Origin of the sequence: Flagellimonas abyssi (assembly GCF_019457905.1) — a bacterium.
Lineage (GTDB): Bacteria > Bacteroidota > Bacteroidia > Flavobacteriales > Flavobacteriaceae > Flagellimonas > Flagellimonas abyssi.
The window spans coordinates 14988-28691 of the sequence record NZ_JAHZSV010000014.1 but is presented as its reverse complement, the minus strand read 5'-3'; the positions used below and the strand labels follow the sequence as shown (position 1 = coordinate 28691).

At 43.7% G+C, this 13704-nt stretch carries 7 protein-coding genes; 1 reads left to right on the top strand and 6 read right to left on the bottom strand.

Annotation, left to right across the window (positions count from 1 at the left end; translation table 11 throughout):
* Positions 1–18: 18 nt before the first annotated feature.
* The 6 genes from K1F36_RS11345 to K1F36_RS11320 are packed head-to-tail and all read right to left on the bottom strand — an operon-like array spanning position 19 to position 10132.
* Positions 19–1785, bottom strand: a complete 1767-nt coding sequence (locus K1F36_RS11345) for a glycoside hydrolase family 43 protein (RefSeq protein ID WP_220113925.1) — start codon at positions 1783–1785, stop codon at positions 19–21.
* A 46-nt stretch (positions 1786–1831) separates the two neighbouring features.
* Positions 1832–3820: an alpha-L-arabinofuranosidase C-terminal domain-containing protein gene (locus tag K1F36_RS11340; RefSeq protein WP_220113924.1), complete on the bottom strand. Its 1989-nt coding sequence runs from the start codon at positions 3818–3820 to the stop codon at positions 1832–1834.
* A gap of 11 nt (positions 3821–3831) precedes the next feature.
* Positions 3832–6183, bottom strand: coding sequence for a glycoside hydrolase family 127 protein (locus K1F36_RS11335; RefSeq protein WP_258539033.1), 2352 nt, complete (start codon positions 6181–6183; stop codon positions 3832–3834).
* Positions 6184–6231: 48 nt separating this feature from the next.
* Positions 6232–7794, bottom strand: coding sequence for a carboxylesterase/lipase family protein (locus tag K1F36_RS11330; protein WP_220113922.1), 1563 nt, complete (start codon positions 7792–7794; stop codon positions 6232–6234).
* A gap of 11 nt (positions 7795–7805) precedes the next feature.
* Positions 7806–8996, bottom strand: a complete 1191-nt coding sequence (locus K1F36_RS11325; RefSeq protein ID WP_220113921.1) for an esterase — start codon at positions 8994–8996, stop codon at positions 7806–7808.
* A gap of 20 nt (positions 8997–9016) precedes the next feature.
* On the bottom strand, positions 9017–10132 hold the full coding sequence (locus tag K1F36_RS11320; protein ID WP_220113920.1) for an alpha/beta hydrolase-fold protein: 1116 nt from the start codon (positions 10130–10132) through the stop codon (positions 9017–9019).
* A gap of 381 nt (positions 10133–10513) precedes the next feature.
* Between K1F36_RS11320 and K1F36_RS11315 the strand changes: the two genes are divergently transcribed.
* Entirely contained in the window at positions 10514–12976 is a 2463-nt protein-coding gene (locus tag K1F36_RS11315) for a glycoside hydrolase family 95 protein (RefSeq protein ID WP_220113919.1), read from the top strand.
* Positions 12977–13704 lie beyond the last annotated feature (728 nt).

Below are 13704 nucleotides of genomic sequence, written 5' to 3'. Positions count from 1 at the left end.
TTTTTCTGATGGATTATGTTATTCCGGTACTATGTCATTTGCCTTGGTGGCATAAAGTCCCAAAAGAGCACCGGTAAAACCTCCTGCCACATCGGTGGAGAGGATGTCACCAGAAACTGTGCCGCTCAAGTTCTCAAAAGAGCTTCCATCAGTGGAAAAACTGAACGTATACTTGTCACCTTCAGCAGCTATTTTTAATTCAATGGGCCCTGACAAATCAATTTTAGTGCTTGCCAAAACCTCTGAGATGATTTCACCCTGTCTTCTGGGCCATTTGTTTTTTTCCAGTACGAGATAATAGTCATTGTCCTTTTTGGTCAATCCAAAGACATAATTGGATCCTTCATTCTGTAAGGCGACCACTCCCGCCAAATCTTTTTCAGATTTTGGCTTGTAGTTTAGGATTGTTGTGAATGAAAATGTTCTGTGCTGTTGCCTGTAGAACAATGTGGATGTAGGCTTTACTTCCTTGATATTGGTTTCAAAGGGCGTAATTTCCAAACCATTCTTGGTTTGTTCCATAAAGGCTTCCCGTGGCCCCCTGAGCCCTATCCAACGGTAATCTAATTTTTCTGATGAGAAATCCTCGGTATAGGTGAAGTTTCCGTTGGGAAAGAATCCTTCTTGCCCCATTTTGTTCTCTACGCCTTCGGGCATTTTTAGTTTTGGTTCCATTGGGATCAATCCATTTTCGAAAACAGGATAAGTGCCCGACCAATCCACAGGTAAAATAAAGGTTTCCCTCCCTGTGTTCACGCGGTTTTCCTCATTGGGCCGAACCGCCAGAAAAACACCATAATATTTGTCATCCGGACCCAAAACTAAGTCGGCATGGCCCGCCCAATCCACTTTGTTCTCCCTTTCCTTTGGAAAATAGCGCTGGGTAAGGATGGGATTGCTCGGAGCGGGCACAAAAGGGCCTTTGGGACTGTCACTCATAAAAATCACTTCGCTATGCCATCCACCGGTGCCGCCTTCGGCGCACATCAGGTAATATTTGCCATCTTTTTTGTACAAATGTGGTGCTTCAATCCAAATGGGCTTTTCAGAAATGTCCACACCACCATCCACAATGATCTTATCGGTTCCTTCAATAATCTGGTCCTTTTCCACATCGTATTCCCATATTTTGATGACCCTATGGCCATTATAGAGTTCCTTGCCTCTGTCCGGAGCATCATTGTGCACCACATAGGCTTTGCCATCATCATCAAAAAACAGCGATGGGTCAATCCCATTAAATTTTAGGTGGTAAGGATCACTCCACCCTTGCATCGGATCCTTGGTCTTCACTACGATGTTCCCCGAACCACCCGCAAAAGCAGTGGTAATCATATAAAATGTATCATTATTGGGGTTATAGGTGATACCAGGGGCATATACCCCTTGGCTTATCCCCGTATCGTGGACATCCAACTGGGAAACCCGGTCCAAAACATGGCCAATCTGTGTCCAGTTGACCAAATCCTTGGAATGAAAAATGGGCACACCAGGAAACATGGCAAATGACGAACATACCAAGTAATAATCGTCTCCCTTTCGGGTTATGGCTGGGTCTGGGTAACAACCTTGAAGAATTGGATTGTAAAACTCATCTGCTTCCAAGGGATTATTATTGTATAGCTGATCATTACCCTCGTACACTACTTTGGTGAACACGGGGGGCGTGGGTGCTTTCTTGGGTTTTGGACCTGCATCCTTCACCGAAAAGGAGTACAATCCCGCTACTGCGACCAATAACAAAATGGCCGTGATTCTTTTAAGGTTTTTTTTGATTTTTTTCATGCTGATTTAGTATTGCTGCTGTTGTTGTAAGTTTTGCTTCTTGAACTTATGTTTTTGTCTTAATTCTGATGACGCTCAATGACATTGCAGGTGCGGAATACATGAATTTTTTGTCCACACTGTACTCCTCTGTGACCGGAACGACATTGTCTGGGTTGTCGAAAGTGTTTTCAGCTTCAGGATCTCCTGTAAGCACGGTCAATGTTGCTTTGGAAACCCTATTCTTAAATTTGGAAAGGTTTACCTCCATATTTTTTGGCGCCTTTCCCGCATTGACCATTTTTAGGATAACATCTCCTGTATTGCTATCCATCACTGTGGAAGCCGCCAATGTGGTATCCTTCTTTGAAAAGTTGACGACATTTTCATAGTAATGATCGCCACTATTTTTCATAAAGAGCTTTTGGACATAAAAATTGGGGGTCGGGCACAAGGTGGTATTATCAAAAAACACCATATCGGTTGACCATTGGGTATGTCCTTTTTTGGCCAACAAGGGTGCATAGGAAGCCATTTTGACCACATCACCGTTTCTTTCAATGGCCGTTAGATGGACCGCTTCTGCTATGGCATTATAGAGTTTGTTGCCCCAGGATGCATATTCACCCAAATACACCTGGGCTTTCTTTCTATCATATGTGTCATACCGCTCTTGGTTGCCCAAATACCAGTCAGGTTCAATATAATAGTGTTCATCCACCATGGGAAGCTTCAATTTGTTGCTTATTTCCCATCCCTTTTCAAAATCTTCCCCATCCAAAAATGGACCTACGGTACCAATGACCGTAATTTCTGGATGTTTTTGCTTTACGGCTTGGTAGAGCATGGTAAATCGTTCCTCAAATTCTGGAGTCATTTTGTCTTCATTCCCAATGCCGACATATTCCAGGTTGAAGGGTTCGGGGTGACCTGCGGCTGCCCGCTTGCTGCCCCATTCAGAGGTGGCCGGCCCATTTGCCCATTCAATCAAATCCAATACTTCCTGAATATACTCATTCATCTCATCCATGGGAAGTGCCTGTTGTCCCTTTCCCCCAATTCTCCATGTGCCTCCGGAATTCTGGCAACTCACACCTGCAGGAACCACGGGTACAGGCTTTGCACCGATGTCCTCACAGAACTGGAAATATTCAAAATATCCCAAACCGGCTGTTTGATGGTACCCCCAGATATTGCGCTGTTCCACTCGCTGTTCAATGGGTCCAATGGTATTTTTCCATCGATACATATTGTGCAAACCATCACCGTGTACTAGACACCCTCCAGGAAACCGGATAAACTTGGGTTCCATATCCGCTAAAAGTTGGGCCATATCCAACCGTAATCCGTTGGGACGATTTTTAAAGGTCTTTTCAGGGAAAAGTGAAACCACATCCATGGCAAATTTGCCTTTGGTGGTGGCCAAGATGACCAGGTGGGTGGTGTCCCTGCTTTGGGAAGGCACCAAATTTGTGGTGTATTTTTTCCAATCCTTGGAAGTACTCTGAATTTTGTTTTCGGCCAAAACGGTGCCGTCAGTGCCCTGCAAACTAATATCCAAGGTTACGGGGGCATTGCTCAATTGTTTCAGAAACACAGAGAAATTATAGATGTCACCAGCCTTGACCACCATTCCATCGAAGCCCAAATTTTTGATTCCCACTCCTGATTGTCCTTCGTGTTCTTCGTAATTACCAATAAATTCCGCATCGACCACCATATAATGTGGGTTGTTTTCATGGACGGGGTCTGAGGTCTCCACGCCGATTCTCCCGTAGGAATACCCCGGTTCCATATATTCCCAAAATGAAAATGGATTCCATCCCTGTTGTTCGGTAGGGTCGTATTCAAAGGACCTATTTTGAACCATTTCGGCATACAGTCCGCCATCAGCCGCATAGTTGATATCCTCAAAAAAGAGGCCCAACAATTCATCGCTTATTTTTTTACCACCACTGGGCACTTGAGCCTCCAGAGCGGTACCCCATAAGCAAATGAGAATGAACAACAGTATAAAAACGGTTCTGTGGTTTCGAAGATGTTCATTTAATTTCATATTGTTTCTACTTAATTTGGCCTTACCAAGCGTACGTCATACACCGCGCTGGACGAACTGTTGGGGTGAGCCACAAATTTTACACGGACAAATTCTTTTTCTTTTAAAAGTGATTCAGGAATGGGATACGTCTCTTGTTTGAATTGACTGATATTGTATTTTTTGGTATTGTCCACTGTGGCCAACTTTTCATTATCGACATAGATGTCAAACTTTCGTTGGCCCCATTCGAATCCCCAGTAGCGCACCAATAGGTTTAGATTGGATTCTGAACCCGTGGCCATTTTATAGCTAAAATATCCTTCATCGCTGGCCTCTCGCCAAAAATCATCATTAGAGTTGCCCGAATTGGAGTGGGTTTCTTCCATGTAATGGTCAGATTCTGGCTGTTGCTCTCCTGTGGCCACATAATCAACCGTCCTCCGTTCCAAATCGAGTTTTTTCTTCTCTATATTGGACAATGAATCCAAATAGCCCTTGTATCCTGATTCCGATAGGGCCAGCCAATACATCATATATCGGGCATCATGAATTTGATAAAAAGGTTCTAATTCCAGGTTTTTGGGATTGACCATTTTCACATTCAAAGTATAGTGAAGAGGCTTTCCTTGGATTGGATTTAGTTTGTCCGCAATGGTTTCCAAATTATCATCAATAAGTATGGGAGCCTTGTCCACTGGAAGCTGTTCTCCGCTGGCATATTGTCCAAATCGACTGTCATCCGCAATGAGTCCTTCCAAATCCTCCGTTCCTGTTTTTGCCCCGAGCAAAATGGGTCCGTGGAAAAATGCAATGTATTGGGGCACATTGGGCAGATGTTCAATATGGTTGGTCATTGGAAATGAAACCTCCACAACATCACCCTTTTTCCATTTTCTGTTGATAGAAACATAGGACGATGGGGTTTCTGAATGGGCAAAGGTTTTGCCATTGATCGTTATTGAAAATGCTCCCTTTGCCACCCAATTCGGATAGCGCAACAATAGTTCAAATTCTGAATTTCCTTCGGTGATGGTCACTTTGGAGGTTTCAGCGTAAGGAAAATCCGTTTCCTGTTTCACTTGTATTCCCTTTTCTTCCCAATCCAGTTCTGAAGGCACAAAAAGGTTAAGGAATAAGGAATCTTTGGCTTTTGTATAAATAAACTGATTGTATTTGCCATGATTTTCCATGCCCGTTCCCACACAGCACCACATGGCTTCATTGGGTGCGGAATACACCCGATAATGACGGGGCCTGGCAGAAGTAAAGTATATATACCCCCCATGCACCGGATGTTGTGTAGAGAGGATGTGGTTGTACAGGGCTTTTTCATAATAATCCACATATTTGGCCTCGGGATGCATTCTGAAAAGGTCCTCGGTCAACTTCAACATATTGTATGTATTGCAGGTCTCAGGACCATCAATATTGTTCACATAATCAATACTGGAGGCCACACTGGCAAAGTGCTCCTTTCTGCTGTTTCCACCAAAGGCCAAGGTGCGATTATTGACCACGGTTTCCCAAAAAAATGTACTTGCATCACCATAGTTTTGTGCATCTTCCAGTTCCGCAATGCGCTCAAACCCCACAAATTTGGGAATCTGGGTATTGGCATGCATATTGTCCAAATTGTCGATTCCCTTTGAAAGCGGGTCCAACAAGTCGTTGTGGGAAAATCGTTTGGCGGCCTCCAAATACTTCTTGTCACCACTAATTTGATAGGCATCCACATAGCTTTCATTGATACCACCGTGCTCCATATCCAACATTTCTTGAATTTGTTCATCTGTAAGTTTAGAAGTGAGGCCGATACCCCAATCACAGAAATTCAAGAAAATGGCCTTTGCCTCCTCATTGTCACCATAAAGCCATGCATCCCTTAGTCCAGCATAGGTTTTGTGCAAATTGTACCACGGTGCCCATGATGAAAAATAAATACTAAAGTCGCCTTTTTTAAACGTGGACCACAACTTATCGCTATTGGGAAAACCGCCCGCATAACCCACACCCCACTCCGGATTGTTTTTGGCATTGGCTTGTTGACAGAGCTTGAGTTCTTCAACCATATAGTCCATGCGTCGTTTGCATTCTTCATTTCCCGTAGCCGCATAGTTCATGGCCATTGCAGACAGATAATGCCCCCCAACGTGACCATCCAACCCCTCCCAATTGGGATAGGCAGGAGCCTTCGGTTCCAATCCAGCCTCTTTACGATAAGGGGCCAACAATCGGTCCATATCATATTGCAAAAGCACCTCAATATTTAAATCCCTAGCTGTTTTAAATGGTCCTTCGAGTAGAGTTATTTGATTTAAGTCAAATGTGTTGGGATATAGTTTTTCTTGTGCATGCCCATTACAAAAAAATAAAAGGCTCAAAAAAAGAGTTGAAATCGAGGGTAACCTATTCTTAATCATATACATTTTTTACTGGGCCCACTCCTTTCCTTCAGGGGTTCGCCGCCATTCAAAATAGTGGTCAAGCACTTCCAAAGCAGCCTCGCTTGGCACTCCACCAACCTTTGGTTCTTGTTGAAAATACATGACTTGTTTGGTCTCATTGTTGAAGGCAGGCCAATTGGGCATTCCCTCACCATTGGGGTCCCCGTATTTGGCAAAATTGGTCCAATAGGCGCCCATAGCTTCTGAAATTTGCGTATCCGTTTCACTTAAATCAGGATTGTTAAGATTAAGGAAGACGTATGCCACTTCTTGGCCGTGCGGAGAACCATATCCATACTTGGGTGAATCTTCGGGGTAGTCTGGGTGCTGGTCAAAATAATAATAGAACACCTTGGAATCCCCGGTTTTGGCCTGAAGCCTTGCCCAGCTCCATGTCTGCCATCCAAAAGCGGCATCACGGGCCAAGTCACGGGCCGTTTTGGTCACTTCATTATCTTCCAAGGGATAAGCCGCCAACAGCGAATCGGCATACGGACCATAACGGAGATGTACACTTTCTGTATGTTTTTTGGGGTCTTTTTCCAGAGAGAAACTGGCACCTTCATCAGAATTATAGCCAATCAACACGGGAACGTCATTATACTTTCCTGATTCATACAGCGTAAACTGGTCATCAGGAATCACGTAACCATCAACAATGGGCCATCCGCCGCCCATACCCATGCCCATAGGCAATTTTTCCGCCGGGATGTCCCGCAATTCTTCCAACGTTGAGGCACCCGCGTTTTCGGCATAGCTGACCCCGTCTTGTTCGGCAACTTCAAGGGTTTTCATATTTTCACCGGGAAATGTAGTTGGCCTTGACGGTCCAAAAGAGCCACCACTTTGGGAAATAGCACCCTGAAACAGCCCTTTGGCCAAGGGAGAGGCACAGAGCATGCTTACCGCAATGCCACCCGCTGATTCACCAAAGATGGCCACTTTGTCCGGGTCACCCCCAAAAGCAGCAATATTTTCCTGAATCCATTGCAAACCGGCAATCATGTCCATCAATCCGTAGTTTCCTGAAACATTATTGGGATTTTCTGCACTGAGTTCTGGATGGGCCAAAAAGCCCAATTGACCCACACGATAGGGTATGCTGACCAAAATGACTCCTTTTTTGGCGAGGTTTGTGCCATCATAAACTGGCTCTGAGGTGGAACCGAAGCTAAATCCACCCCCATAAATCCAGACCAAAACCGGGATTTTTTCGTCCATGGATTTTGCAGGGCTCCAGATATTTAGATAAAGACAGTCCTCGCTTTTTCCTGAAGGCGGATTGCCGCCCTGCATGGGGGCAGGTCCAAATTCGGTGGTCTTTTTTACACCGTCCCAAGGTTCTATGGGCTGTGGGGCCTTCCACCGAAGGTTTCCCACCGGAGGTGCGGCAAAGGGAATTCCTTTGAAAACGGTCAGATCACCTTCAACCGAACCTTGTACCATTCCGTTGGTAGTCTTTACCAGACCCGGTTCCTGCTTTTGTTCTGCACAGGAACTGAAAAAAATCAGTGTGATTGCAACTAGGAGTAAGCTTCTATTTTTCATTTAAATACGATTTAATTGTTCTGCCAAAGATTGGGCAAGAATCGATAATACAACAGATGACGCCAAGTGGACCAGTCATGCCCACCGTTACCACCTACATAGTATTCGTGTTCTATATCATGCTTATTTAATGCACCGACAAGACCCTGGACCCTTGCGTTGAAAAAACCTTCGGCTTCCTTGGTGCCCTGCCCCACAAAAAGATAGTCTACCTTGTTGTTTACTTCGGAATCGTTCAAAAAGTGGGACAACGAGGTCTCAGCATCCGTATCCCCGGCACTGAGAATACCAAAATTTGCAAATAAATCGAGCGAACGGAAACCTATAAACATACTATGTCGACCTCCCATAGACAATCCTGATATTGCCCTTCCCTCAGGGTTTTGGATGGTGCTGTAACTTTCATCAACCACGGGTATAACATGGTTTCTGAGTTCTTTTTCAAAAATGTCGAAAGTGAGCTCGGAATGCTGTGGGTGATTCCGATGAATCACTTGGTTGTTGGGAATAGCAATGATCATAGGCTTGGCTTTGTTTTCCGCCAAAAGATTGTCCATGATGAAATTCACCCTGCCATCGTACACCCAATTCGAAGGCAGTTCACCACTTCCCCCCAATAAATAGAGTACCGGATACTTTTTACTTGAATCGTAGCCGGGCGGTGTGTATACATACAGTTCACGTTCGCCCTGAGTTACATCAGAATGATAAATGTGACGGGTAACATTTCCGTGGGGTACGTTTTTTGCATCATAGTACGCTGGCCCATCGCCATGCACGATCAATTCACTATAGGGAGGCATGGCCGTAAATGCCGCATACGTATTGTTGGGGTCCGCCATTTGCACGCCGTCCACCCGAAGATGGTAAGCATACATATCAGGAGGAAGTGGTCCAATGGTCAATGTCCAAACCCCATCCTCTCCTTTTGTAAAAGGGATAGGTTCCCTACCCTTGCCCAGAGCGGTATTGATGGCTCCGGGATTCAATTCCACTTTTTGGGCCTCAGGTGCTTTCACTTGAAACGTAACAGTTTGGTTATTATGCACTTCAGGAGAATTTATCGGTGCACTAAAGGGTATAAGTCCTTCGGTATCCTCCTGCGGATTATAGTCCAGGTTTACATTAGCCTGTTGACCAAAACAGAGAGCTGATACAAATAGAAATGCTAAGGTGACATTAAACGAACTTGCAATTTTCATGGTATTTTCTTTAGCCTGATTTAGTTGAAAAGAAGTGGCGCAAGTTCATGTAGACTTCGCCTCCAAGTCTGAAATTCGTGTGCAGTTCCTTCGGAAACATAGGAAACGGCATTTATACCGGCCTCTTTTAAAGCAGCTGTGGAACTTTTGACAGCATCGGGTCTTTCTTTGCTTCCGCAGCTCAAGAATATGAGGTTCACGTTGGCTTCATCCTTAATGTCCTCTGGACTATAGGTGCCTCCGCTAAGCAGACCGTAATAGGAAAAAACCTCTGGTTTGTTGAGTGTGATCATCTTGGTCTCCATACCCCCCATGGAAAGACCCGCCATGGCTCTGTGGGACTGGTCAGCGATGGTATGGAAATTGGCATCAACATAAGGAATAAGTTCATCTACCAAAACCGTTTGAAAGGGAGTGATGTCAAAATTACGCAGCCCTCCAAATTTAATCTCGTTGGTCATCCCATAGGTCATCACAATAAGAAAAGGCTCAATTTTACCTTCGGCAATAAGATTGTCCATAATAAGGTTGGCGTGGCCTTGATTGCTCCAAGCCGTTTCGTCCTCTCCCCAGCCATGTTGCAAATACAGAACAGGATATTTTTTAGATTGATCCTTGTTGTACCCAGGAGGCGTGTACACAAATGCCCTTCGGGATGTGTTGGTACTTTTTGAAGGAAAAAGAATCTGTTCCACCTTTCCATGGGGAACGTCCTTTAATGCATAAAATTCTTGGTCATGGGCCGGTATCTCGATACCACTTTCCCAACGTGTGGAACCGTAAAAATTAAGAGCGCCTGGATCATTAAAAGTACCACCGTCCACATTTACATGGTAGTAATGGAACCCTTCATCCATGGGCCCTTCTGTGGTACCCATCCATGAACCACTCTCTACTTTTTGTAGTTTGGTTCCGCCTCTACCGCCAAGGCCAAGACTTACCCGTACACTGTCAGCGGCGGGGGCATCTATCTTAAATCGCGCATATCCCTGTGAGTTGACCTGGGGGTATTCTTTCCCAGGTTGGTTCAGGGTTGAGGGTTTGAAATCTTCGGTTACAGTGTGTGCATTAGTTTGGGCCATACCTGTGGCATAGCAAAACAATACAAATGTTAATGTTGCAGCATTAAACTTCATGATGTTTGTTTTTAGTTAATTCTTTTTAGATTCTAATTGATCATTTATTGGTCGTCATGAAATAGTTCTATACGGTTCAATTATCTCCATTGTGCATAATGAAGTCATTAAGACAATCTGAGCGTTGGAGTAAATTGTATATCGTGTTTTCTGGCACCAATATAAGTGTTTATTTAACACATTGGAAATGAATCTGGGAGAAATTCTTGAAAACCAGCGTGAATCAGTACAATAGAGTTAGTTCGAGAGGAACTACCTCATACCAAAACTAAAAGTATTGGTATACTAAACACAACTATTATTTTACACAAGGAATAACATGTGTATATTGAACACCTTAATCATGAACCCGTAGCCAGTTTTAAAATTAATTGTTAGTATATGAAATGGTCATTTTATTTGATTGTCTTCTGTTTTCCAATTTCATTTTTTGGACAGCATTCAGATGACTTAAAACTTTGGTATGACGAGCCCTCAGGAGATACGTGGGAAAATGCGCTGCCTTTGGGCAATGGTCGTTTGGGGGCAATGGTATATGGTAATGTGGACACAGAAATATTCCAGCTCAACGAACATACGGTTTGGAGCGGAAGCCCCAATAGAAATGACAATCCAAATGCACTTGAGGCCCTTCCCAAAGTCCGGGAACTCATTTTTAATGGGAAATATAAAGCAGCAGAAAAATTGGCGAACGATAAGATCATTACCAAAAAATCGCATGGCCAAATGTTTCAACCTGTAGGAAATCTGGAACTATCCTTTCCCAACCATACAGACTATCAAGACTATTACAGAGAGTTGGATATCAGCAATGCGATTAGTAAAATCTCTTATAAAATCAATTGTGTTACCTTTACGAGAGAATCTTTTGTATCGTTGACCGATAGACTTTTGGTCATTCGCGTTACTGCCAGCAAGCCAGGTAAAATTGACTTTACCGCCAATTTCACCACTCCCCACGCCAATTCAAGAATAGAGACCAAGCCAGGTAACCAAATCTCTCTTTGGGGCAGAACCAGCGATCACGAAGGTATTGAGGGCAAAGTGGAATTCAATGCCCTAATGGGACTAAAGGCCCAAAATGGAAGGATAACCCAAGCAGATACCTCAATTACGGTGGAACATGCGGACGAAGCCATTTTGATGGTTTCGATTGCCAGCAATTTCAACTCCTACCAAGATTTGAGCGGTGATGAAGTGCTACGTGCAAGAGGATTTTTGGATGCGGGTATTGATAAAGATTATAAAGTCCTAATATCCGACCACATAAAAAGATACCAAGAATTGTTCAACAGAGTCGTTTTGGACTTCGGGGAAACGGAAGCTTCAAAGCAGCCCACGGATGAACGTCTGGCCAATTTCAGGAATACGGAGGACCCATCATTTGTTGCATTATACTTTCAATATGGGAGATATTTGCTCATATCCTCATCCCAACCGGGTGGGCAACCTGCAAACCTTCAAGGTATATGGAACCAAAGTATGAATCCCGCATGGGACAGTAAATACACCATCAACATCAATGCGGAAATGAACTATTGGCCTGCAGAGCGGACCAATCTCTCCGAACTTCACGAGCCCTTTCTAAAAATGGTTAAAGAACTCTCTGAAACTGGTCAGGAAACAGCCAAGACCATGTACGGTACACGGGGCTGGATGGCACACCACAACACTGATATTTGGAGGATTACCGGACCCATTGATGGTGCCTTTTGGGGTATCTGGAACGGTGGGGGAGCCTGGGCGAGTCAGCATCTTTGGGAGCACTATTTATACACTGGGGATACCACTTTCTTAAAAACATCTCTCCCCATCTTTAAAGGAGCCGCTGAGTTTTATGCAGATTTTCTGGTGCAGCACCCCAAGTACCCATATTTGGTCATAGCTCCTGGAAATTCTCCCGAAAATGCCCCAGAAGCACATCAAGGTTCGTCCATAACCGCCGGATCTACCATGGACAACCAATTGGTTTTCGATGTATTCAACACCTATATTCAAGCTACGGAAGTTTTGGGAAAGGAAAGCGCTTTCGTAGACTCGCTAAAAGTGTTGAGAAGCAAATTGCCCCCAATGCAGATTGGCAAGCACAACCAATTGCAGGAATGGTTGGACGACGTGGACTCACCAGAGGACAATCATCGCCATATTTCCCATTTGTACGGTCTTTTTCCGTCCAATCAGGTTTCTCCATATCGCACACCGAAACTTTTTGCCGCTGCAAGGAACACCTTGCTGCAGAGAGGGGATATTTCTACGGGATGGAGTATGGGCTGGAAGGTAAATTGGTGGGCCAAAATGCAGGATGGCAATCACGCCTATAAATTAATCATAGACCAATTGACCCCTGTAGGAATCAATCAAGGAGGGGGAGGAACCTATAACAACTTGTTCGATGCGCATCCTCCATTCCAAATCGATGGGAACTTTGGATGTACCGCTGGAATTGCTGAAATGCTATTGCAAAGTTCGGACGGTAGTGTCCATCTGCTACCAGCAGTTCCCGACGCACTTGATGCCGGATACGTAGGTGGATTAAGGACCAGAGGAGGATTTGAAGTGGTAGCTATGGAATGGGAAAACAAGAAACTCGTGGCCGCTTCAATAAAATCAAATTTAGGAGGCAATTTACGGCTCAGGGTCCCCAATGAAATTGAGTATATCGGAACGGGAAAGTTAAAAATAGCACAAGGGGAAAATCGGAATAAGTTCTTCACTTGTAGTAAAGTGGCAGACCCAATAATATCTGAGAATTCTTCTATTGAAGAATTAATATTACCCGAAACATCATTATACGATATAGAAACAGAAAAAGGGAAGATTTATACCTTTAGCTTAAAGAAATAAAAAGGGTCTATCTTTGTGGACAAGCGAACTTTTAACCAATACTCAAATAAAATATTCATGTCTAAGCAATCTTAATTAAGTTTAGAGCTGAAAGTCTCCCAAATCCTTTAGATTAGATTTTTAGTTAAAAACCATTAAAGTTGATTCCAAAAAGTTTGTCACTGTGCTAAATTATCGATCTTCATTTTATGGATAACTTGGTCAGTAACCAAAGAGCGAATGGAGTGAATCCGGCCTAGGCCGGTATGTATATCCTTTACTGCTATTTTTTCAAGCATAATTTTATTTTTTTTTTTGAGTTAGTAAGTGAAGATACACCCATATTGGAATTGCCTTTTTAAAGGGATGGCCAAATTGTGGATGGGATGGATATGGTAACCACTTAAAACAAATTTATCGAACCATCACAAGCTTTATCTTAGAGAATCGGCATTTATCTGTATTTTTGATACTCTTGTCAAGCTGGATGCCCCGTATGGTTGATACCACCAAAAACGGAAAATTTGAGCCACCCAATACATGATGTTAGTGGTTTGAAAACCACCTTTTTGTTTGTGCCCGGTCTGTACAAATTTCTTTTCCTTTCAGATGAAATATTGACCTAGAGGGTGTAGGTTCCCAACAATGGGGATGGGATACTATGCCCAGTGTTTCCGGTTATGTCATGGGATTTGAAACATTTTAAGAGGTCAACTCTCCAATGAAAAATCAATTATGATTACTATATT

Bases quoted from the DNA above. Each gene is read 5' to 3' on its own strand.
- K1F36_RS11345 (WP_220113925.1), bottom strand. From the start codon at position 1,785: ATGAAAAAAATCAAAAAAAACCTTAAAAGAATCACGGCCATTTTGTTA.
- K1F36_RS11340 (WP_220113924.1), bottom strand. From the start codon at position 3,820: ATGAAATTAAATGAACATCTTCGAAACCACAGAACCGTTTTTATACTG.
- K1F36_RS11330 (WP_220113922.1), bottom strand. From the start codon at position 7,794: ATGAAAAATAGAAGCTTACTCCTAGTTGCAATCACACTGATTTTTTTC.
- K1F36_RS11325 (WP_220113921.1), bottom strand. From the start codon at position 8,996: ATGAAAATTGCAAGTTCGTTTAATGTCACCTTAGCATTTCTATTTGTA.
- K1F36_RS11320 (WP_220113920.1), bottom strand. From the start codon at position 10,132: ATGAAGTTTAATGCTGCAACATTAACATTTGTATTGTTTTGCTATGCC.
- K1F36_RS11315 (WP_220113919.1), top strand. From the start codon at position 10,514: ATGAAATGGTCATTTTATTTGATTGTCTTCTGTTTTCCAATTTCATTT.